We start from the raw sequence: 22,660 nt of genomic DNA, 5'->3' as shown, positions 1-22,660 counted from the left end.
CGGGATTTTTTATGGTATGATGAATTGAGAATTATTATCAATTAAAAGAGGTGAATGCTGTGCTGGGGAAATTACATACCTTTCAAGTGCTGGCTGAATGCGGGTCCTATACCGAGGCGGCGAAACAGTTGTATTGCTCGCAGCCTTCCGTCAGCCAGCACATCCGCTATTTGGAAGAATACTACGGCGTGAAACTTATCGTCCGCAAAAAGCAGCGCATTGAGCTGACAGAGCGCGGCATTCTCTTGCAAAAACAAGCCAGGCAGCTGCTCGACTTGTTTGAGGCGACGCAACAACTCATGGTTACACCTGCCGCCCAAAAGCCAGTTGCCATTTATATGAGCAACCACATTGCCGAAAATTATTACGAAGAATTGTTCGATGTCCACGCGGCTTGCTGCAAGGCTTGCCCTTTTGAAATCAACGGCCGTTGCTATACGGAATTGCGTGGACAGTTAATGGCCAAGAAAGCCAAGTTCGCTGTCATGCCGATTTATCCTGCAGATGAGAAATTACACCAATCGTATGACATCCAAGGCTTGTTTGAGGAAGAATTCCAGTTGGTCTTCTCCGCGAGCCATCCTTTGGCGACCCGAAAAGTGATCTATGCCAAAGACCTCGAATATGCAGCCGTATTGCAGACGCAAAGCAGGCATATGCAAACACTCATCCAGCAGGCGCTCGAAGCGAAAGGCGTCGAGGCTTTCTATATGCAGATGACCGATTTCAAGATCATCAAAAAAGCGCTGAGGCAAAGTGATTCGGTTTCCTTTCTTCCGCTAAAAGCGCTCGATTCAACTGACTCTTCCTTGGTTTACCGTTCCGTCAAAGGGCTGCGCATTGTCCGGCAAAACGGGCTCGTCATTGACCCGGAACAACAATTAACTGAAGCAGAACAAGCCTATTGCGATCACATTTCGGAAAAGCTCTCTTCATTTTAATGAGGGGAGTTTTTCTATTATAAGAAATGTTTATGGCGCCATCACGAACAATAATGCAACTGGCCGCAGCGTATAGTGGAAAAGGAATAAATCAGTTATGGCTATCAATCACCTAGTTGATAACGGTTCTCAGTGGTGGTAGATTGAAGTGGCACAGCGATAGAGAAATCTCGGTTTATGCCAGGTTCTTTTAAAAGGCGCTGAGTTCCACTGGAGAAATGGGGCGAGCAGATGAAAAAATTCCTCTTCTTGTTGATCATCGGCCTGTCGCTTTCCGGCACAGCCGCTGCCGCAATGCTGCAGGATACAAGGATTGAAATTGGAAGCCGTGAAACTGCGCAGAACCCTGGCGAAGCGACGGACCGACTGGAATGGTTCTTTACTTCAAGTGATTTGAAGTCTGCGAATACCGGGCAAGAGGCGAACGTTCTTATTAAAGAAGAAATTGATGGACAAGCAGGACAGGTAAATAAGACGACGCTTGTCGTTATGGCCGCCGCAGTTGTATTCGCTTATTGGCTGAACAAAAAGAAAAAGCAGGAATTTGATTGAGCTAGAATAGGGAATTCGGAAAAGTCTTATATACACATCATTCATTGCAGGAGGTATTGGAAATGACAGCTATTCAAATTTACGATGAACAGGAATTGGTCCACATCGCTTTTGACGATATCCGCAAATACCACGGAGCCAAGGAAATGGCGTCGGTCGGCGTCGCTTACCGTATGGCTGAAGCCGCATTCGAGGCGCTTTACGGAATGGATGTGCCCGAGCGGCAAGAACTATCCATCCAAGCAGGACAGGGGGGCGCGGGATTCCGAGATGCCTTCGAATTCATCACAAGAGCCGAAACGCGCGGAAAATACTTCGTAGATCCAGACTATCCCGCTGCCAGGTTCGATCCTTACACGAAAAGTTCCTATGCATTCATTTTTTCGCGGGACACAGGAGAAGAAGTGGAAGTCAGCTTGAAAAAAGATTTCCTGCCTGCTGTGTTTTACGACTTGGTGAAAAAAGAAAGGGACTGCCTGCTCACACTGGAGGAAGCAGAAACCTTGGAAACGCTCAAGAAAGACTTATGCCTTCGCGCTTTGGAACTGCCTTTAGACGAAGTCGTGGAAGTGCGTTGAAGAATTGAGTTCGCTATAAAATAGTACTTATGAAACGAGGATGGCAAATGAAACTCTCAATAAGTCCACACAAATAAGAGGAAATGCTGATACATTCAGCGTTTCCTTTTTTCCATTTATACATATGCCTTTCATCCTGCCTGGTGCTGTTTTTAGTGAATCCAATATTTCCCTTTATGTAAAAGGATAGAGGCACTCCAAAAATTGCTAGGTATTATTTTTCAAATATACCAAATAATCTGTAATCTTATTGCTTGTCTAAATTTACTTCGGTATACTAAATTTTATCAAAGTCAAGGAGGAAAAAATTTGAAGAAAAAATATATTATACCTGTCATTTTATCATCGGCTCTCGTCGCAAGTTCGTTCACAGCCAGCACCACATTGGCAAATGGTCAACAAGGAAATGGTGCGCCAGATAAAACGTGGAATGAAAATGCCAATGTCCCTGTATTCGTCAAAGAGAAAATCGCTGAGAAGCGGGCTTCAAGCAATGCGTCAAATGCGCTTGATTACCTAGCGGAAAACGAGAACAAGACCGGACTGAAAAACCCCAAGAAAAACTTAAAGCAAAAAGAGATTGAAAAGGATTCACTCGGCATGACGCACGTCCGCTTTAGCCAGGCAGTCAACGGCGTCCCAGTGGAGGGAGCGGAAGTGGTTGTTCATTACAACGAACAGGACGAATTGGTTTCCGTTAACGGCGGTCATTTCCCTGAAGCGTCCGCCAGCAGTGTCGACACGACGCCGACTGTGAGCGTCGTCAAAGCCGTTCAAACAGCGAAAGGCGCAGTTGATGCTCCAGAAGAGCTCGAGTATGCTCCAGAATCAGAAGTCGTCGTCTATCCGTTTGACGGTGAAAATCATCTAGCTTATAAGGTAAACGTCAACTTTCTCGGGGACAAGCCCGGCAACTGGTTTGTCTTTGTGGATGCGAAAAGCGGTGGGGTAATTGACCAGTATAATGCGATCATGCATGCTGAAGACATCCATCAGTCTGTCGGAACCGGCGTACTCGGCGAGCAGCGCAAAATTCACACAACGAAGAGTAAAGAAGCCAAAGAAGGCACGACTTTTAGCCTGTCGGATGAGTCCCATAAAGACTTGGAAGGCATCTATACGTTTGATGCCAACGACGGGGAAATTGTCACGAACCACAGCGCTTCGTGGAAAGATGAATATTTACGCCCAGCTGTAGACGCGCATTATAACTCGGAGCAAGTCTATGAATATTTCCATGATGAACACGACCGCAACTCGCTCGACGACAACGGCATGGCGATTATTTCCTATGTGCATTACGGCGAAAACTATAATAACGCATTCTGGAATGGCCGCCATATGACTTACGGCGACGGCGATGGCTCGTTCATGGTGCCATTATCAGCCGGCTTGGACGTCGCAGCGCATGAAATGACGCACGGCGTGATCTCCAATTCGGCGAATCTCCAGTACCGTTTTGAATCCGGCGCGTTGAATGAATCCTTTGCGGACATTTTCGGGGCCCTGGTTGATGAGGACGATTGGGAAGTCGGGGAAGACATCATGGGCCCTGATGCTAAAGCGGACGGCAGGGCCTCATTGCGCAGCTTAAGCGACCCAAGCAAATACCCAGTTAATGCGGCTTACGTGGAGTACGGCGACGGTGAAGGAAACTACCCTTCCCATATGGATGAATTCTATGACTTGCCGAGAAGTTTGGATAACGGCGGCGTCCATATCAATTCATCCATTACCAACCACGCAGCTTACTTGATCGGCGAAGAAATCGGCAAGGAAAAACTCGGCCAGATTTTCTACCGCGCCTTGACGGTCTATTTGACGCCAACTTCCAACTTCAGCGAAGCCCGCAAACTCATTGTCCAGTCAGCGGCTGATATCTACGGAGAAGGCAGCGCAGAAGAAAAAGCGACGGCTAAAGGATTTGACGATGTAGGTATCTACGAATAAGCATTTTAAAACTTGCTAGCCGTTTGTCTACCTGGACAGGCGGCTAGTGCTTTTTAGTTTGGAGTGGAAGATGGCACTGGCACTCGAGCGATTGATTGTGTACGGAATACCGGGTTTAGTTAAGGATGATGCGATCGGTAACGGGACTTTATTAGATTGAAGAAAAATAAATTCAGGCTTGGAACTTTGGGCGGAACCCATATTTAAAAAATAGCGTCTTCATATTGTCAGTCTACTACGTTTAAAAGGAGCAATTATGGAGACCCTCGAAATATTGAAAGCGTTGGTGCTCGGGATAGTGGAAGGCCTAACCGAATTTGCGCCCATCTCATCAACAGGGCATATGATCATTTTTGATGATTTATGGCTTAATACGGAAGGCTTTTTAGGAGGGCCGTCAGCCAATACCTTCAAAATCGTCATTCAGCTCGGATCCATTCTCGCGGTCGTCTTCATCTTTTGGAAACGCATGCTGAGCCTTGTTGGTTTATACAAACTAGAGCAAGACACGCCCATGACATTCAATATCCTGCACGTCTTGATGGGCATTATTCCAGCTGGGGTTTTTGGCTTGCTGTTTGAAGACTTTATCGATGAGCATTTATTCAGCATTGAAACCGTGCTGATCGGATTGGTCATTGGGGCATTCTTCATGATCATCGCCGATAAATTCGGCCCCAAAAACCCGTCGATCAATTCACTGGATGAAATCAGTTACCTTAAAGCCTTAACCGTGGGCACCGTTCAATGTTTTTCCTTGTGGCCAGGCTTCTCTCGCTCAGGCTCGACCATTTCAGGCGGCGTATTGCTGGGGCTGGATCATAGAACCGCAGCTGATTTCACTTTCATCATGGCCGTCCCGATCATGCTCGGAGCATCAATCGTCTCGCTGGTGAAAAATTGGGAAGCCATTTCGTTCGATCATCTCAGCTTCTATGCCGTAGGGTTTGTCACGGCATTTATCTTTGCGCTGATTTCCATCAAGTTTTTCCTGAAATTGATTTCACACATCAAGCTGGTGCCCTTTGCCATTTACCGTCTCTTGTTAGCCAGCGTTTTGGCATTTATTGTGTTTCTTTGATCATTAATGCAAGGGCAGTGGAATAAAACGATGTCCATGAATATAGATAGGACCAGTAAAGAAAAAGAATTTCTTGTGAGATTCTTTTTTTTGTTGAAGTATGCTGCTACCGTGTTTTAGCAAAAACAAGTTCCCCAGACAAACCTGCTTTGTCACACGGCAATTCAAAAGATTACAGCTAGTATTTTCTATTTTGATTCGAAGTCGAAGTTGCAAATAATATAGAAAAACCAGACCTATGAATGAATTTAACTTGAAAATCTTAGGATATACTAATTTTAATAGAAACTTATAAATCGGAAGGATGAAGGAAATGAACAAGTTCATTTGCAACACATGTGGCGTACAAACCGAAAGTGCTGGGACAGTACCTGAGCATTGTTGGATCTGTACCGAGGAGCGGCAATACGTCAATCCAAAAGGGCAAAGTTGGACGACATTGGAAGAGATGGTCGCATCCAATACCTATAGCAATGAGATTTTGTCAGAAGAGGAAGGGCTTTCAAGCATAACGACTGTACCGAGTTTTGGAATTGGGCAAACTGCGTATTTGGTTCAAGGGGAAAACTTCAATATCTTGTGGGACTGTATAAGCTATCTTGATACCGCGACAATCGAAACGGTTAAGGAGCTAGGGGGAATCGATGCTATCGCCTTGTCCCATCCGCATTATTATTCGACTCAAGTGGAATGGGCTGAAACTTTTGATGCGGTAATCTATATTCACGAAGATGACAAGCAATGGGTGACGAGACCAAGCGATCGCATTATCTTTTGGTCAGGCGAAACGCTCGAAGTTGCAGAAGGGTTCACACTGCACCGGATCGGGGGCCACTTCAAAGGCGCAGCAATCCTGGAATGGAAAGATGGAAGTGCCGGCAAAGGCGTGTTATTAACGGGCGATATTGTCCGCGTCGTCGCAGACCGCCAGTGGGTCAGTTTTATGTATAGCTACCCGAACTTCATTCCGTTGCCTGCGCCCACTGTTGAAAGAATGGCGGTCCAGTTAAATGAAATCCGCTTCGACCGAGTGTATGATGCCTTTCACCGGATCGTAATGAACGAGGCGCGGGAAGCCGTACAAAACTCGGCGAAAAGATATGTAGATGCATTAAATGGAGTGCTGTTCAAGACCTGATATCCCGACTTGCGTTATATCTAATTTAATAAACCGGACATTAGAATAAACCAAATATAAAAGGAGCAAAAAATGCATCAATCATTCTATCTTAAGAAACCGAGTACTTTTACATTCGATAAGAACTATAAAGTGTTTATTAAAGAAGGGAAGCTTTTCTTCTTTAAAATTGACTATAAATTCGATAAAGACAATGACGTTTGGTTTTCCTATTCGGGTTTGATTTACATGTTGCGTGATATGATTTACAAAAAATCAGCTAAGCGCAGCGAAAACAAGATTGACCAAGCAGTTCAAAACGATCAACTAGAACTACTAAAGCATAAAAATAATTTTCAACTCAATATAGTTGATATCAAGAGCGTCGAAGTAAATGAAAAACCCACTTCTCATTCATTTTTGCAGGACAACGGGACATTGTTGTTTATTTTAGATGACAATAAGCGTTATCGGTTTATTATGCCTTCGAGTATATCGAGAGAACTTATCATGAATTTACTGGAAGAGGCAGGGGTTTCACTCGAAATTCAACAATTTAATAAGTATTAACGTAAATTTTTAAAAGGTATGGCTAAATTGCCATCACCGCAAAATTTACTTGATTTCTGTATGGATTTGCTTAAAAGGAGGGATTCTGTGCCAAGAACGAACATGGGCAAAATCTCTTTTGCCATGCTTTTGATTCTCATCATTCAAATCATCTCGATCGTAAACATGTTGTTCATCAATGGCTTAGGGGCTTTAACGATTATTTTGTATTCATTTGTTACCGCACCTCTCGGACTGCTTTTTGGAATAGGCGGCATAGTAAAAGAAACCGGCAGCAGCCTCATCGTACCTTGGTTGACCACAACCGTTAGCGCCATTATGCTTGCGCTATTTTTGATTACTTTATTTGGATTTTCTTTTGGAGGGTAGATGCTCAAGGTCATTAGTGAAACTTTTCTATATCAATCGATGTGAAGATAGAAACAAGTCATTTAGACTCAATTTAGGCTTTCCATGAAGATCATTGTAACTAGTAATGAAATATTTACTAATAAATATTTACTTTCCAAATACTAGTGGTATTCTATTAATAGCTAAAATAGTAAACGAATTCCTCTAACAAGTTCAATTTTAGTTGCAGTCTATTTAGGGAGAAAAGGCCGGGTGTCTCGAGAAAGCGTGAAGTTGATTTTATCCGTTGTTGTCATCATTTTAGTTGTAGGGCTTGGCATGTACCTTCAGAAAGTGGGTGCTCCTATGTATGGCATTCCGGGTCTTCTAGAGTCTGTCATCAAGAACTGAAGCATTAAGCTGCAAACTCATTTCATTAGATTTTCATGACTGATGAAATGAGTTTTTTTATTGCAGCTTACCTATATCGTACTCAGTTTCAGTGAACTGAAATTGTCTCAGGAAGAACTGCAGAACCTAATTGATCCCGCGGCCCCGCTCCAGCTTATTAACGAAGGAGAAGATAGTGCTTATGTTGTTTATTAGTTTGAAGCGGTCGTGACTGCCGATATTGAAGAAGATGGGGAAACGATAGAAGTGAATTTGAATGTGGCTGAAGAAGGGGAGATCTGATCTGAGCAAACCATCTACAAATTAACCCTCGATGAAGATCACGAAATCATTGAGGTTTTTGTAAATGATGAAGCTACACCGATTGATGTGGCCTCAGGGATTTAACACAATTCACGCCATCATGTTATCGCAGAAGTGGAACTGTTTTGGAAGCCATATTGGGGGAGGCTAAAAACGCAAATGATGAAACCATTCGTACCTGTTATGTCGATAATGATGAGCATCTTCCTATGCAGTGGCTGTTCTAGTGCTCCGGACGGATTAGAAAAAGTAGAGGGGACAGGACTGACTTTCAGCGAAAATTTCAACGTTTATGACGGGTTGAATGAGAGAGAGCATGTGGAGTTTTATAAACCTGCAGAAGCACAACCATTGCCTCCTTCGATTTTAGGTGAACATCACCTGCTCGAAAAGGGGATCGATTCTGATTTGCTCCCTTTTGAAGTAGATGAGGAAAATGCGTATGTAGTCACTTCCGAAGACCGAACCGGAAAAGTTACTCATCAAGTCCAGTTGAGCTATCTTGGGAAATCGGAAGAGGGCAATCTAGATGAGTTTTTCATCGTCTCGGTAACTGAAATGGACGAAAATCCGGTCGAGAATTATGAAGTTGCAGAAGCAACTGACTCGGTTGGAAATCGATTTGAAAAACAAGAGCTGAGCGGAGATGATTTTATTTTCCAGCAAGTGCTGACAACAAATAGTGCTTTATTGTACCGATACTATGAATATGATGCAGAGGAAGAAAAATTGAATGTGGTCGGTACCGCCGCTAACGAATTTTATTCCTATCACGATGGATTCGTTTACCACGTTGGTTATTTAATTGATCGACAAAAGAATACTGAGAAGGTACAAGACAATATGCTCAACTTGACGCGTACTATTATTTTGGGGAAAGATCTCGTACATCAAGGAAGATGACCATGACTAAAAGAGAGGAAAAACCATGATTAAAAATAAAGCGGCATTCGTTGGTTCGTTTATTATATTCGCTATTTGCATGTACTTATTTTTTCCATTTTCAAATACAGCGATAAAAGAGGCTCAATTTGTCTTTATGTCGTTTCCCATTCAAGATCAAGAAGGATATAATTTGTTGGGAATCATAGGGTCTATCATGTTTATTGGCGCTATCATTTTGTTGTTCAATAGCCTGGAAAAATATCGATTTCGGATAGTGGTCGCAGTCGTTATTGTCTATATGTTTTTACCGAATCTATTGATTGCGACATACCAGGAAACTCTAGCAAACGGCATTGCAGCCATCTCTTATGACGGAAATGGCCAGTGCGACTTTGTCACGATGGATGATTCCATGGACGCCGAATGCAATCTGGTATTACATAATCGCAGTGATGAGGCTGTGACAGTGGAATTGGAATTTATCGATTCGTTGTTTATGGAAGAAGACATGCGGATGGAGTCGCTTATGAACTTGGCGGGTCCTTATACAGTTACACTAGCAGCCAATAGCAAAAAGCACATTCATTTAAAAGAGTTAATCGACTTATCAGGTGTTCCCGCTCATATCGACTCTGGAACCTCATTTGGTATAAATCTAAAAATTAAAGCCGGGAATAAAACGAGAATTTTATAGAATTTACATAATGAACCGGTAGGATCTATCGAGAGGAGTTACGTATGGAACATAACGAGAAGGTTTCAATAAAGCAGTTACAGAAGGAATTAATCCCTGTGGTAAACCAAGCAAATGAGCCTTTTTCTATTATCGGCAACATTCTCCCGAGCTTTTCGAATGGAAAATGGTCATACAAAGAACAATTATACGACAATCCATCGGAAACGCGTTTTCCTGATGACCAGCTCAATTGGGAAGAATATATCGACAGTGAGAAGAAAGTGGTGTTCCTGGCGATGAAGGGGAAGGAATGCGTCGGGCAAATTCGCTTGGTGAAAGACTGGAACCGCTTTGCATACATCGAGAATATCGCCGTCCGCAAAAGTTTTCGAAAAAAAGGGGTTAGTCAGCTCCTGTTAGAAGCTGCACAAAAATGGGCAAAGGGACAATCATTGATTGGCCTATCTCTTGAAGCACAGAACGATAATGTAATCGCATGTCGTTTCTATGCCAATCAAGGGTTCGTATTGGGTGGTGCTGATACCTTAAAGCAAAAAGCGAATCCCAATATCGATATTACTTTGTACTGGTACAAGGTGTTTGAGCTTTAGGAAGCATTATAAAGAAAAGTATCCTGGCTAACAATCTAAGCTCATAAAATCCAGGATTTAATTGAAATGCTTCAGCGAAGTGAACAGTACGGTTTATTCATAAAAAAGGGGAGAAGCTGCGCTAAAATAAATGCGCATCTTCTCCCTCTTCATTTCCGTAAAAGACTGTTTTCACGAATGCTTCGGTTTTGCCGTGTACCCAATGTACAAAAAGACGAACCCAGTGATACACGTAGCGGCTCCAAATAATAATCCTGCAGCAGCGGAACCCATTCCAGCTCCTGTTAAAGTGCCTAGAATGTTAAGAAGGAGAAAGAAGACGACCAAGGGCAGGACAAAAGCGGTAAGAAACCCGGCATTGATCCACTTCTCCCTGTTTTTTCCTGCGAACTTTCGGACAGCAAAACTTAAAATGGCGATATAGGCAGCTAAAATCAAGATCATGTAATTCCTCCTTCTTCCTCAAGGTTCCTGTATCAGTGAGCTCATCTTCTCAAGCCTTTCATAGGCTTCTGCATAGACCTTGGCTCTTTCTTGTTCGGTTTCGATATCATCGAATTTCACAAGGCTGTTTTCCGTCTCGATTACCCATTGTTCCAAGGGTTCGAAGTCATTCAGTTCTTTGATCTGCTGGAGTCTGTTAAGGATAGGATCGACTTGACCTGCCGCATTACCTTTTGTCCGATTCTCAGGCGTCGGTATTGCCGATGCATCTTGAAGCCAGCCCATAATGACACCCGTGTTTTGGCCTTCAGTTGGTTCAGCGGGACCGGATTCCAAATGAATACGGGCAACCATGGCTTTAGTGTCTTGATCAAAGGTATAGCCATTTTCGTATTCAACCGCATTTATAAATTCACTGTCTGCCAAGCGACCTTCCTCAGGTAGTTCGTAACTGTCGAAATGATCCTTGATCTCTTGATAAGGAGATTCCAGCTGCGCATCTTCTTGTTCATTAGTCTCTTTCTCAGCTGTGACCTCAGATGTGGATTCCTCAGGCTTTGTTTCACTTTCACTAACACCAATGTCAGCAGTTTCTTCAGAATCACTGCATCCTGCCATCAGCAAAGCGGATGAGATTCCTAATCCTATGGCAAATTTCTTCATTGTATCTCCTCCAATTAATCGCTAATGTATAGTATATAGAACATTCTTTTTTTATCCATATAAACCATTTTACGCCATATGAACTTCAGTCAAAATCAGAATGACTATAATCGCGTAACAAGTATAGCCCCACTAAAGGAGATGGCACCAAAAATGAACATCCGAAAAGCGGATCACAGCGACTTGAACGCCATTGTATCCTTATCACCACAAGCTATTTACGACGGAACATTAGGTGAAGTGATGCCTTCAAACGAAAAAGTCGAAAGTTTGGTTCAGTCTATATTGGATAAAGGCGGCTTTTATTTTATCGCAGAAGAGAAAGGTGAAATCCTGGGTTGGGTTCTGGCAGGCACCACAAAAGATCAGTTTACCGAGGAGCCGATCGGGTTTATCTACGAACTGTATATCCGGCAACCATACCGCGGCAAAGGACATTCAAAACGATTGATGAATGCGGCCATTGAGCATTTTCAAGAGGACGGATTTACAGAAGTCCGGTTAAGCGCAAAAGCTGAAAATCCAGCCGTGCGTATGTATGAGAATATGGGTTTTACAACAAGGACGGTCAGCATGAGCTTGAGTATAAAATGAAAAAAGTGTGAAAGAAATGCTGATCCTCCCACACTCTATCAATCCTACTGAAATTAAGATCGGCTTCTTTTTTTAACGAAAAATCGGATTACAATGAGCAATACCATAAAAAATACAAAGGTGAAAATCATATCTCCCCAGCTAAGAAATTCAAAAGACTCCATAAGTATTCGCTCCTCAATATATTTATATCTATATGGTTATACTGACAAAATAAGGAATGGTTTCACATTTCCTAACTAAACACATAAAATTTTTCAAAGTATGTAACGAAAGGAGGTTCACCATGAAAATTGAAAACCGCTTAAAAGACATGCCATCATTCGAAACGGATCGTCTTCTATTAAGAAAAGTGACACGATACGATTTAGATGATGTGTTCGAATTCTCTTCCGACCCCGAAGTGGCGCATCGCATGACCTGGGAGAAGAACGATTCCAAAGAAGAAACCTTATCCAACTTCCTGCAGCCGACTATGGACGGATATAAAGATGGCCAAAGCGGTGTATGGGCGATTGTTTATAAAGAAAGCGAGAAAGTCATCGGAACCTGTTCACTGGTCGGGTGGTCAAATGAACATCAAAAAGCAGAAATAGGTTATGTGTTAAATCGTGAATTTTGGGGAGCGGGAATCGCCACAGAAGCGTTAAAGGAAGTCCTAAGCTACGGTTTTGGCGTGCTTCAGTTGAACCGGATCGAAGGCGGCTGCGATGTAGACAATATTGGATCTGAAAAAGTTATGCTAAAATCCGGCATGGCCTTCGAAGGTGTTTTGAGAAAGAATGAACGCATCAAAGGAGAATTTAGGGACACAAAAATCTTTTCGATCTTAAAAAGTGAATTCGATTCTGTGTCTATACATAGTTCAAAATAAATTCGCTGTTTCTTCTACAGACTTCAATTAAAAAAACATTGTAGCAAGGCGTGATGTGATGAAAGATTTTACAACAAGATTTGTCAGTGTACTGCTTGCGATTCCAAGCATGCTGCTGATCAATTTGGCCATTGAATATTTAAGTGGGGGCCTTGCTCCTTATTCAGGAGAGGGAGTGGACTACAGTGGCGCAGTTTGGTTGGGATTGCTTGTAGTGGGCTTGTATTCTTTCCCTGTCTACCTCATTCTGGGTATTCCAGTTTCGTATCTAGTGGATTTTCTTTCCGTTAACACGCGCGGGTACAGCTATTTAGATAAGTTAATTATGTATATGCTGGTCTGTATCATCTTAATTTATTTACTAGATGATATGGAAAATATATTCAGCTTAGCGCCGGTAATGCTGGTTATTGTGCCCGTCATGAGTTATTTCCATGTTCTTTATTTTTTGAAAAATAGATAAATTATTTTTAATAAAAGGGAGATAAAAATAATGAACTCAGGAACAATCTCGGTCGCAACGTTTTTGATTTCTTTGGCTGTTTATACAATTTGGTTCTTTAATGAAAATCTATTCTCTAATTCAGCTATGATTGTAGCTGTTGCTCTGCCGCTAATCGGAATCGTGGCAGCACTCTTTGCCAAGAACAGATCGCTCAGAGCGGTGGGCTTAGTTGGAAATTCTTTGGTTCTTCTTTTAGCTGTCATTATTCCATTTATCTCCACATTATTTTGGAGTACACCTTAAACTAACAAGATTTTTATTCATAAGAAAAGACTGCTTTATCAGCAGTCTCTTTAGCGAATTTTACGAATGCTACATTCGGTATTCTTTCCGCACCATAAACAGAACGTGAAATCCAATTAACGCAGGGACTAGGCTCGTGTTTACCAATTCAACATCAGAAAGTATAAAGACCCGGAACATCACGAAGAATACGAGGCTTGTAAACAAAACATATAAGACAAGCTTGCAGCAATAGGTGATGATCCAATTACTGGAAGGTACGAACCGCGTCAGGAAGTCCACTAAATACGACATCGGAATGCCCAGCACAAAAAATGCCGGGAAAATAAATACGTAAGTTGACCATAACACTTTAAATAATGTGGTGTCAGACAACAGCTCCTGTTCATTCATAATGAGGAACTGCCATATGAACATCAACATTACGTAAAGCGGGGCAGAAATAACCGCACTGAAAAATCGTTCGAGAAATCTTTTTATCATATCATAGCTCCTAGCATCAAGTAATCTGCTACTGATTTAATCTAATTATAACAACCCGGAGTGAAGAATCGTAATAATAATTAAGAGGCGAACTTGGATGAGGAAGTTTCTAGTATTGCTCGTTGCATGTCTTCTAGTGATGATGGTAATAGGGTGTTCTGAAGAGGAAATAGTTCGTGTAGGCATTCCTTTTAACGATGAAGGCACGACGGGAGCGGAGTTTAATACAGGTTTCACAGACGCAGAAACAATATCTGAGTTGCGGAAGATTATTGAAATGGAAGAGAAAGTAGAACCGCCAAAGGAGTTAACTCCAGTAGCGGATCTTGTTCTTACCTTGGATAAACCCGAAGAAAACGTTTCTGAACTTTGGCGGTACATATGGTATATGGATGATGGCAGTGCCGTTTTGTCCAATAGAGAAAGCGCAGTGGTACGAGAAGACGAGCAAGAGTTCTATACTCTAGATGAAGAACAAACAATAGAGTTAAAAAGCATAATAGAATAAATGGAATATAGGGGACGTAAAAGAAGCTTATGATGAGAAGCTTCTTTTTTTATGTGCTCATTAATAGTAGGAGTTGTTTAATAATTGTGATTTTAGTACTGTATTTAAAAACATTAAATGGTAAAATAAGTATGTATAAAAGGAGCGTCTTATGAAAAAGGAAATTATTAAATTTGAAGATGGATTACAGGTAAGCATGCGTTCATGGGGAAACATGAACCACACAACGCTTCTTTTTCTTCACGGCCTTGGAAGTTCGGCAGCCAGCTTTACTGAACTGGCTAACTTACTTTCCCAAAAGTACAGAATCTTCGCATTAGATTTGCCAGGTCATGGTTCATCTACAGCTGAACAAACAGAAGAATCCTTTTCAGTAGCATCGGTGGCTAGGTGGGCAAAGGAAGCAATGGAACAACTTGATATTAAAGATCTTCATGTAATTGGACATTCTATAGGCGGAAATATAGCATTGGCATTTGCTGAAATTTTCTCGGTTCAATCGGTCGTTCTCTTAGATGGCGGTTATATACGCTCAAGCAGTATTCCTGGTAGTTCAATCACTGAAGAAGTTCGTTTCGCAAAAGAGCATTGTGATAATTATGCCTTTGCATCCTGGACGCTGTTCGAAGCAAAGATGGCAACAGAAGGCTTGACAGAACGATTGATTGAAATCGCGAAACCGAGCATGAAAGTAAAACGTGATGCCATTAAGTTGATTTTAACGAGTGAACATGCCGGATATTATGTGAAGCAACATTTCAATGAGCCGAGTATAGATACTTTAAGTGAGGTCGATGTACCGGTCTTGCTGCTTAGAAGCACTTTGCCGAAGGCGTTTAATTCCCATCGTGAAAGCGAAACTGCGAGACTTAAACAGTACTTGGCTCTCTCTGTAGAGGAAGTGAAAGATGCTTCCCACGATATCTATTGGGAGAACCCGAAAATGGTGAGCAAAAAAATATCCCAGTGGATTAGCAGTAAAAAAATAGACCTGATAGCTTAATAGTATCTCAACCATAATAAGCGGGGGATTCAAAGATGAAAGCATGGGAAACGCTCTCCACAGAATATTTATACAAAAATTCGTTCGGAAATTTGAGGAAAGAGCAATGTAGGCTGCCAAACGGAATTATCATTGATAACTTTTACGTAAATGAGTATTCGGATTGGGTGAATGCAGTAGTCCTTACAGAGAGCATGCAACTCGTACTTGTAAAGCAATACAGGCATGGGACAAGAGGTTTTTATTTAGAAATTCCTGCTGGAAAGCTTGAAGAAAACGAAACAAGTAAGCAAGGAATTCTAAGGGAAGTTCTTGAGGAGACCGGATTCACTTCAAACAAAAATCCGATATTGCTAGGAGAACATATGGTGAATCCGGCCGTTCAAAACAATAAAATTTCTACATACCTAATCACTGATGCATTCAAAACAAGCGATCAGCAATTGGATGATACGGAAGAGATCGATGTTAAACTGATCGATTTCGAAGAGTTTGATGACTTGATACTGAATCGGACTATCGAAACACAGTTGTTTACAGCGAGCGCTTATTATATGGCAAAGTCGTTTCTAAACAAATAAGAGTGCAAGTGAAATTTGAAAGGGGACTATTTAAATGAACAAGCAGAAAAAGAAGAACACGAATAAGAGTGATTTTTTCGACGTAATTTTATTTTGGATCCCGGAACTGCTATTTCTACCCTTCAGAATCCTGTTTATGGCGGTAAGGGGAATCGTTAGGTTAATTGGGGGCTTTTTTAATGTCGTCTAATTGCCGGCTTACATGGATCTGATAAGTTCTTTACGTATTTAGTAAAGTCGGGAAGTGATGCGATGAACCGGTTGTGGAAAGTATTGCATAAGTGGATTTTCGAGAAATACGACCAGTTTGCCAATGAATTAGGCTACGCAGACTGGAAGATTACTTTAGAAAACACCTTTGGCATTTTTCAAATGGAGGGAGATGCGTTTTATCATGCCACACAGCTGCCTAATAGCGAATGGGCAGTATGGAATGATAGCTGGGGAGACCCGCCATATGCCTTCCAAGTATTTCCGACATGGGTTGAAGCGATCCACCATCTCCGAACATTGTTTGAGGAAAGCCAATTGCCTGAAAGCCATTGGCGTCCTGAAGGATTTGATGTGGGAGAAGATGTTTTTTCAAAAGAGCCAGATCGAGAAAAAATGCTGTGAAAGCATAAATATAGAAACGGGGAATATAATTTGATGTTGTTTGAAATAATTATCGTCTTACTCATTGTGAGCTGCTCTTTATTTATACATGAAATGGGACATGCTGTAGCAACAGTCACAGTGAGCAAAAATTCCAAAGCTGAAGTATTTATGGGTTCATCCAGCAAAGCGAACAAGCTAAGGCTGTCTTTTGGAAGAATTACCTGTTATCTGACTATCGCAATATCTGGATATTGTGAGTATTCCATCCCGAAAGAGTATCCAGTGTTTACATACAAACAAAAATTCTTCTTCTACCTTAGCGGGCCAATTGCATCATTGCTTTGTTCTGTGGCATTATTCATTGCTTCTCATTTTGTTTCCGGCGTAGCGGGGAATATCATCATGAATAGCGCAGGAGTAAACTTTCTTCTCTTTATCACGTCATTAATTCCGTGGACTTATCCTCGCTTTTTAGGCGGCGGTCCAAGTGATGGCTTACAGATTTTGAATTTAGTGAAAGCGAATAGAGACGAGCGAAAGTTTAGTACTCAATAAATTGGATGCTCATGAATTCTTAATATCATATTTTTTTAATGATCCAGCAAGTGGAAGCGAATATATTCGCTAACTAGTCTTTAAAACGATACTTCTTCCTAGATAGGATTGAAATAGTTCGCAATAGTGGCTGCAAGTTGCCGAACGTTCGTAAAGTGTTTCAGCACATTTGCGAACGTTATTTTTGTTTATTTCTTGCTGTATTGATGTGTTCGCGAAGGTGTACTTTTACGAACGGTTTCTTTTAGTGAACAATTATTTTAAATTTGGTTTTAGTAAATTGAAATTTTCTATAGAGAAAGAATTGAAGTGTCGATGATTGACCATGTACCTAAGTACATGGTTTATACTTTTTCTGAGGTGAAGAAAATTGAGCTATCGAATCAGTGAACTTGCAACCCTATGTAAAGTGAATAAGGAAACCATACGATATTATGAACGAAAAGAGCTATTGCAGGAACCGATCAGGAATAATTCGGGATATCGGATTTATTCAGAGAAAACGGTCAAACGGGTAGGATTTATCCGACGGCTGCAGGAACTGGGATTTTCATTGAATGAGATTTACAAGTTGTTAGGAGTGGTCGATAAAGACGATGTGCGCTGTGAAGATATGTTCGAGTTTGTTTGCAGAAAAGAAGTGGAAGTCCGAAAGCAGATTGAGGATTTAAAGCGGGCGGAACGGATGCTGAGCGAATTGAAAGACCGGTGTCCAAATGAAAAAGAACTGCATGCATGCCCGATTATTGATGTTTTGATGGAGGAGGAGTAGCACATGAAAAAATATCGAGTGGATGTCCAAGGGATGACCTGTACAGGATGCGAAGAACACATTGCAGTCGCGCTTGAAGCAATTGGCGCAAAAGAGATCCAAGCAGATTTCCGACAAGGTGAAGCTGTATTTGAACTGTCGGAAGACATGGAGGTTGAAAAGGCAAAAAAAGCAATCGCTGATGCTAAGTATCAGCCGGGGAGAGCGGAAGAAATCCAAGCCCAAGAAGCACTCCGTCCGGATGAAAAAGGTGAGTATGACTACATCATCATCGGTTCTGGGGGCGCTGCCTTTTCTTCCGCCATCGAAGCCGTGAAATATGGAGCTAAAGTGGCGATGATTGAACGGGGAACGGTAGGCGGTACCTGTGTGAACGTTGGCTGTATTCCTTCCAAAACCTTGTTACGGGCGGGAGAAATCAATCACTTGGCCAGGAACAACCCATTTATCGGACTGCATACTTCTGCGAATGAAGTGGATTTAGCTCCGCTAATTAAACAGAAAGAGGAACTGGTGACGGAACTTCGGAATAAGAAATATGTCGATTTGATTGAAGACTACGGTTTTGAGTTGATCAAAGGGGAAGCCAGGTTTTTAGATGACCATACTATTGAAGTGGGTGAAAGGAAGCTATCTGCCAAACGGTTTCTGATTGCGACGGGGGCAACTCCTGCTGTGCCAGCTATTTCCGGTCTGGAAGAAATGGATTACTTGACCAGCACTACCTTATTGGAGCTGAAGGAAGTGCCGAAACGCCTGACGGTCATCGGTTCCGGGTATATTGGTGTGGAGTTGGGCCAGCTATTTCACCACCTCGGTTCAGAAGTTACACTGATACAAAGAAGTTCGCGATTGTTTAAGGACTATGATCCGGAAATCTCGGAAGCCCTCACAAAAGCTTTGACCGAGCAAGGCATTCGGTTAGTGACCGGTGCCACGTACGGGCGAGTTGAACAAGTCGGAGAGGTGAAAAAAGTTTATGTCGAGGTGGATGGTCAGAAACGGATTATTGAATCCGAACAACTGCTGATTGCAGCCGGTCGGACACCCAATACGGAAAGCCTGAATCTGCAGGCTGCCGGGGTTGATACAGGATCTCTTGGGGAAATTCGGATTGATGATTATGCAAAAACCACCAATACACGAATCTACGCAGCAGGCGACGTTACGCTCGGTCCTCAGTTTGTTTACGTAGCGGCATATCAAGGGCGAGTGGCGGCAGGAAATGCTATCGGCGGGCAGAATGAAAAATTGGATTTGGCCATTGTGCCGGGTGTTACGTTTACAGCGCCGGCGATTGCCACAGTCGGCTTGACCGAACAACAGGCAATAGAAAACGGCTATGACATTATTACTTCCATTCTGCCTTTGGAGGCTGTTCCGCGGGCGCAGGTGAACCGGGAAACGACCGGGGTGTTCAAACTGGTGGCGGATGCGAAAACTCGAAAGCTATTGGGTGGACATATCGTAGCGGAAAATGCAGGAGATGTCATTTATGCAGTGACACTTGCTGTGAAATTCGGTTTGACCATCGAAAATCTCAGCGACACGCTGGCGCCGTATTTAACCATTGCGGAAGGTGTGAAATTGGCTGCATTAACATTTAACAAAGATGTTTCCCAACTGTCTTGTTGTGCAGGATAAAAAAGGGGTAGAGAATTTAGTTTGAAGTCTGTAAACGTAATGAGCGAACCAGAATCATCTATTCGGCATTTTAATTGTTGGGAAACGGATACTTTCTATAACAATATTTACAGAAGGAGATGCATAAGATGGAGCAGAAATTTGATTTGATTGTTATTGGAACAGGTTCAGGCGGTTCGACAGCAGCTGCGAAGTGCAGCAAGGCCGGGTGGAAAGTAGCTGTGATTGATTCGAGGCCATTTGGCGGAACATGTGCCCTACGTGGCTGTGATCCCAAAAAAGTACTGGTCGGCGCGGTAGACATGATTGAAGGCATGGAACGAATGAAAGGAAAAGGGATTACTTCCGATGCCTCAATCAACTGGCCGGAGTTGATGGCATTCAAACGTACATTTACAGAACCAGTGCCAGACAGCAGAGCAAAAGGATTACAAAAGGCTGGAATTGATACATTCCATGGTCGTGCTTCCTTTATCAGTGAAGAGAAAATTCAAGTAGGGGAAGAAGTCCTTGAAGGAAAACACATCTTAATTGCAAACGGCGCAAAACCGGTTTCTCTGCCAATCGAAGGATCGGAACACCTCACCTTCAGCGACGAATTTCTGGAGTTGGATGAATTGCCTGCTAGATTAATCTTTGTAGGCGGGGGTTATATTTCTTTTGAATTTGCCCACATTGCGGCACGGGCAGGAGCTGAAGTACACATTATTCACCGGGGGAAACGCCCGCTTGAACATTTCGAGCCCGAGCTGGTGGACTTGCTGATGGAAAAATCGAAAGAGATTGGCATTCACCTTCATCTTAATACGGAAGTGAAGTCCATTGAAAAGAAGGATTCTACCTTTATTGTTACCGGAACCAACGGCAGCGAATCGCTTCAGCTTGAAGGCGATCTGGTGCTTCACGGGGCAGGACGCGTACCGGAGATTGACGATATGCAACTCGATAAGGGAAATGTAACGCGGGAAAAAAGAGGCGTTTCCGTCAATAAATATCTTCAAAGCACCAGTAATCCCCGGGTATATGCAGCCGGTGACGCTGCAGCAACCGAAGGTCTTCCGCTGACACCAATCGCTTCGATGGAATCGCACGTAGTGGCAGCCAATTTGCTTAACGGAAATCACCGAACACCGAATTACAAAGTGATGCCAACGGTAGTATTTACCCTTCCCAAACTGGCATCAGTGGGACTATCGGAAGAACAGGCACGGCAAAAAGGATATAAGGTAAAGGTCAATCAAATTGACACGTCCGATTGGTACACCTATAAGCGGACAAATGAACAGCATGCCATGGTAAAGGTGATTATTGATGAAGATTCCAGCCGTCTGTTGGGCGCTCACTTGATTAGCCAGGAAGCAGATGAATTAATCAATCACTTTGCCACGGCCATTCAATTCAATTTGACCGTGAACGACCTTAAACAGATGATTTATGCCTATCCGACTGCAGCATCAGACTTGGGTTATATGCTTTGAGACAAAAAAAGCAACGAGGAGAAGCTTGTTCTATTTGCTTCTCCTCGTTGCTTTTGTAGCTGAAACCGTACTTTAACATACGATTTACAAGCTGAGTTAGTTTTTTCAGTAGAACTGGCTAGCTCAAGTAATGTGAAAGGATAGGCTGTACTCCTTACCTAAGATTGCGGAGGAAATATCAACCTGAAAATCAAAAGAGTACCGACTTGTCGACAGAATCAGCATAAGGACATAAGAAGCAATATTAACCCAGGCCAATCTTTTAAGTATGATAAATTGAATAGAAAAAATCATGATGAACTAAGACAGACATCAGTTTTTTCATGTTTTGAATCAGCTGTTTTTTCTTTTAGTTTACATATCAGCGGTTATCGGAAGGGAAAAAGCTTAGATGTAGCTTCTTCCCTTCTTTTTGTTCATGTAAGTGTCCTTTTGCGAACGCTTTTTTTCAAAAATTAACTAGTTATCTTTTAAATAGCTGAGTATATTAAAGCAGCAAGAGAAAAGAATAGCAGATGAAGTTATATCAGGCGCTTTTGCAATAATTCCTACGTGATAATAAATTCCTCATCATTCTGCATGACCGCTTAGCGAGGTACTAAAGCCCCTTTACCTAGCATATTTTATTATTTCTCGGGAATAGAATACTAACCATACAAAGAGTTAGTAAAGGATAAGGCACAAGAAACAATTCTTTTATTAATTTTGATCTTAGAATAGAGAAGATAAAAAGTACCTAAAGAAAGGAGAACTATAATGGCAAAAGCTCATAAATCCACTAAGAATATTAAGTTGGCTTTCGCGATTAACCTTCTATTTTCGATAGGAGAACTCATTGGCGGCTTTTTGATTAACAGTGTCGCCATCATGTCGGATGCCATTCATGATTTAGGGGATGCCATTGCTTTAGGGATTTCCTGGTTTCTCCAAAACTTTTCAAATAAAGAAGGGGATGAAAAGTTTTCGTTCGGCTATAAACGTTTTTCCCTTTTGAGCGCATTAATTAATGCAGCTGTTTTGATTGCTGGCTCTATTTATATCTTTACTCAAGCCATCCCTTTGCTGTTTAATCCCGAACACTCCAATGCCCAAGGCATGATTTGGTTTGCTATTGTAGGCGTTCTTTTAAATGGTTATGCAGCTTTCAAGTTACACAAAGGGAAATCTGTAAATGAAGGAATCTTGTCCTGGCATATGCTCGAAGATGTTTTGGGATGGGTGGCAGTGCTGATTGTCGGTATTGTTCTGCTTTTCAAGGATATCCATATTCTAGACCCAATCTTATCTCTTGCAATTGCCTTGTTTATTTTGGTAAACGTTGTACGCAATCTGACTAAAACTATGAAAATTTTGTTGGAAGGCGTACCCGAGGGAATTAATATAGAAGAAATACAGGTGAAAATCGAAAAAATTCCCGGAGTATTAGCGGTTCAGGAGTTAAACATTTGGTCAATCGACGGAGAAGATAATGCCCTGAATCTACATCTTTCTGTTAAAGGAAATAGCCTTGCAGATTCAACCGCTATAAAAGAAAACGTAAGAAAGGCCACTTCCAACCTGAAAATTGCTCACTCAGCCATTGAATTGGAATGGAAAGACCACTAATACCCCTTCTTTTAATTCATGAGATTTCTATGTAAACCTTGATGGAATTTAATACAGACCTATCAATTGATTATCAGCTGTTTTAACAGACTTTTAAAAAGGAGGA

General features: G+C 42.1%; 26 protein-coding genes. 24 read left to right on the top strand and 2 right to left on the bottom strand.

Annotation, left to right across the window (positions count from 1 at the left end; all coding sequences use genetic code 11):
- Positions 1-59: 59 nt before the first annotated feature.
- From DFR62_RS08930 to DFR62_RS08880, 11 genes are all read left to right on the top strand, one after another.
- On the top strand, positions 60-941 hold the full coding sequence (locus tag DFR62_RS08930) for a LysR family transcriptional regulator (protein WP_135449481.1): 882 nt from the start codon (positions 60-62) through the stop codon (positions 939-941).
- A 231-nt stretch (positions 942-1,172) separates the two neighbouring features.
- Positions 1,173-1,493 carry a hypothetical protein gene (locus DFR62_RS08925; protein WP_121299884.1) on the top strand — a complete coding sequence of 107 codons (321 nt, stop codon included), beginning with the start codon at positions 1,173-1,175 and terminating at the stop codon, positions 1,491-1,493.
- Between the two features lie 62 nt (positions 1,494-1,555).
- A complete protein-coding gene (locus DFR62_RS08920; protein WP_121299882.1) occupies positions 1,556-2,071 on the top strand; it encodes a hypothetical protein in 516 nt (171 codons plus the stop codon).
- 309 nt (positions 2,072-2,380) lie between these two features.
- Positions 2,381-4,021, top strand: coding sequence for a M4 family metallopeptidase (locus tag DFR62_RS08915; protein WP_121299880.1), 1,641 nt, complete (start codon positions 2,381-2,383; stop codon positions 4,019-4,021).
- 256 nt (positions 4,022-4,277) lie between these two features.
- Positions 4,278-5,102: an undecaprenyl-diphosphate phosphatase gene (locus DFR62_RS08910; RefSeq protein ID WP_121299878.1), complete on the top strand. Its 825-nt coding sequence runs from the start codon at positions 4,278-4,280 to the stop codon at positions 5,100-5,102.
- A gap of 313 nt (positions 5,103-5,415) precedes the next feature.
- Positions 5,416-6,240, top strand: a complete 825-nt coding sequence (locus DFR62_RS08905; protein ID WP_121299875.1) for an MBL fold metallo-hydrolase — start codon at positions 5,416-5,418, stop codon at positions 6,238-6,240.
- Between the two features lie 72 nt (positions 6,241-6,312).
- The gene (locus DFR62_RS08900; protein ID WP_121299873.1) at positions 6,313-6,789 is read left to right on the top strand and encodes a hypothetical protein; all 477 of its coding nucleotides are present in this window, start codon (positions 6,313-6,315) and stop codon (positions 6,787-6,789) included.
- Positions 6,790-6,876: 87 nt separating this feature from the next.
- On the top strand, positions 6,877-7,158 hold the full coding sequence (locus DFR62_RS08895; protein ID WP_135449320.1) for a hypothetical protein: 282 nt from the start codon (positions 6,877-6,879) through the stop codon (positions 7,156-7,158).
- 834 nt (positions 7,159-7,992) lie between these two features.
- The gene (locus tag DFR62_RS08890) at positions 7,993-8,736 is read left to right on the top strand and encodes a hypothetical protein (RefSeq protein WP_121299870.1); all 744 of its coding nucleotides are present in this window, start codon (positions 7,993-7,995) and stop codon (positions 8,734-8,736) included.
- Between the two features lie 25 nt (positions 8,737-8,761).
- The gene (locus DFR62_RS08885; RefSeq protein WP_121299868.1) at positions 8,762-9,412 is read left to right on the top strand and encodes a hypothetical protein; all 651 of its coding nucleotides are present in this window, start codon (positions 8,762-8,764) and stop codon (positions 9,410-9,412) included.
- Between the two features lie 44 nt (positions 9,413-9,456).
- Positions 9,457-10,005 carry a GNAT family N-acetyltransferase gene (locus tag DFR62_RS08880; protein ID WP_121299866.1) on the top strand — a complete coding sequence of 183 codons (549 nt, stop codon included), beginning with the start codon at positions 9,457-9,459 and terminating at the stop codon, positions 10,003-10,005.
- A 171-nt stretch (positions 10,006-10,176) separates the two neighbouring features.
- Here DFR62_RS08880 and DFR62_RS08875 read toward each other — a convergent pair whose 3' ends face one another.
- Together DFR62_RS08875 and DFR62_RS08870 are read right to left on the bottom strand one after the other, a co-directional pair.
- On the bottom strand, positions 10,177-10,449 hold the full coding sequence (locus DFR62_RS08875) for a hypothetical protein (protein ID WP_121299864.1): 273 nt from the start codon (positions 10,447-10,449) through the stop codon (positions 10,177-10,179).
- 18 nt (positions 10,450-10,467) lie between these two features.
- Positions 10,468-11,112: a hypothetical protein gene (locus DFR62_RS08870; protein WP_121299863.1), complete on the bottom strand. Its 645-nt coding sequence runs from the start codon at positions 11,110-11,112 to the stop codon at positions 10,468-10,470.
- A gap of 153 nt (positions 11,113-11,265) precedes the next feature.
- Between DFR62_RS08870 and DFR62_RS08865 the strand changes: the two genes are divergently transcribed.
- From DFR62_RS08865 to DFR62_RS08800, 13 genes are all read left to right on the top strand, one after another.
- Positions 11,266-11,706 carry a GNAT family N-acetyltransferase gene (locus DFR62_RS08865; RefSeq protein WP_121299861.1) on the top strand — a complete coding sequence of 147 codons (441 nt, stop codon included), beginning with the start codon at positions 11,266-11,268 and terminating at the stop codon, positions 11,704-11,706.
- A 286-nt stretch (positions 11,707-11,992) separates the two neighbouring features.
- On the top strand, positions 11,993-12,580 hold the full coding sequence (locus tag DFR62_RS08860) for a GNAT family N-acetyltransferase (protein ID WP_121299859.1): 588 nt from the start codon (positions 11,993-11,995) through the stop codon (positions 12,578-12,580).
- A 58-nt stretch (positions 12,581-12,638) separates the two neighbouring features.
- Entirely contained in the window at positions 12,639-13,043 is a 405-nt protein-coding gene (locus DFR62_RS08855; protein ID WP_121299857.1) for a hypothetical protein, read from the top strand.
- Between the two features lie 30 nt (positions 13,044-13,073).
- Positions 13,074-13,328, top strand: a complete 255-nt coding sequence (locus DFR62_RS08850) for a hypothetical protein (RefSeq protein ID WP_121299855.1) — start codon at positions 13,074-13,076, stop codon at positions 13,326-13,328.
- A gap of 580 nt (positions 13,329-13,908) precedes the next feature.
- The gene (locus DFR62_RS08840) at positions 13,909-14,319 is read left to right on the top strand and encodes a hypothetical protein (RefSeq protein ID WP_121299851.1); all 411 of its coding nucleotides are present in this window, start codon (positions 13,909-13,911) and stop codon (positions 14,317-14,319) included.
- A gap of 151 nt (positions 14,320-14,470) precedes the next feature.
- Positions 14,471-15,322 carry an alpha/beta fold hydrolase gene (locus DFR62_RS08835; RefSeq protein ID WP_121299849.1) on the top strand — a complete coding sequence of 284 codons (852 nt, stop codon included), beginning with the start codon at positions 14,471-14,473 and terminating at the stop codon, positions 15,320-15,322.
- Positions 15,323-15,357: 35 nt separating this feature from the next.
- Complete coding sequence (locus DFR62_RS08830; protein WP_121299847.1) at positions 15,358-15,903, top strand: NUDIX hydrolase; 546 nt, start codon at positions 15,358-15,360, stop codon at positions 15,901-15,903.
- A 252-nt stretch (positions 15,904-16,155) separates the two neighbouring features.
- A complete protein-coding gene (locus tag DFR62_RS08825; RefSeq protein WP_121299845.1) occupies positions 16,156-16,518 on the top strand; it encodes a hypothetical protein in 363 nt (120 codons plus the stop codon).
- Positions 16,519-16,551: 33 nt separating this feature from the next.
- Positions 16,552-17,055, top strand: coding sequence for a site-2 protease family protein (locus DFR62_RS08820; protein ID WP_121299843.1), 504 nt, complete (start codon positions 16,552-16,554; stop codon positions 17,053-17,055).
- A gap of 370 nt (positions 17,056-17,425) precedes the next feature.
- Positions 17,426-17,827: an Hg(II)-responsive transcriptional regulator gene (gene merR / locus DFR62_RS08815; RefSeq protein ID WP_121299841.1), complete on the top strand. Its 402-nt coding sequence runs from the start codon at positions 17,426-17,428 to the stop codon at positions 17,825-17,827.
- Positions 17,828-17,830: 3 nt separating this feature from the next.
- Positions 17,831-19,471: a mercury(II) reductase gene (gene merA / locus DFR62_RS08810; protein ID WP_121299839.1), complete on the top strand. Its 1,641-nt coding sequence runs from the start codon at positions 17,831-17,833 to the stop codon at positions 19,469-19,471.
- Between the two features lie 128 nt (positions 19,472-19,599).
- Positions 19,600-20,949, top strand: coding sequence for a dihydrolipoyl dehydrogenase family protein (locus DFR62_RS08805; RefSeq protein WP_121299837.1), 1,350 nt, complete (start codon positions 19,600-19,602; stop codon positions 20,947-20,949).
- 756 nt (positions 20,950-21,705) lie between these two features.
- Positions 21,706-22,554: a cation diffusion facilitator family transporter gene (locus tag DFR62_RS08800; protein ID WP_121299835.1), complete on the top strand. Its 849-nt coding sequence runs from the start codon at positions 21,706-21,708 to the stop codon at positions 22,552-22,554.
- The last annotated feature ends 106 nt before the right edge of the window (positions 22,555-22,660 follow it).

Origin of the sequence: Planococcus citreus, assembly GCF_003664125.1 — a bacterium.
Classification (GTDB): domain Bacteria; phylum Bacillota; class Bacilli; order Bacillales_A; family Planococcaceae; genus Planococcus; species Planococcus citreus.
Note: the sequence above shows the minus strand (reverse complement) of the source record. Positions and strands in the feature narration are given on the sequence as shown.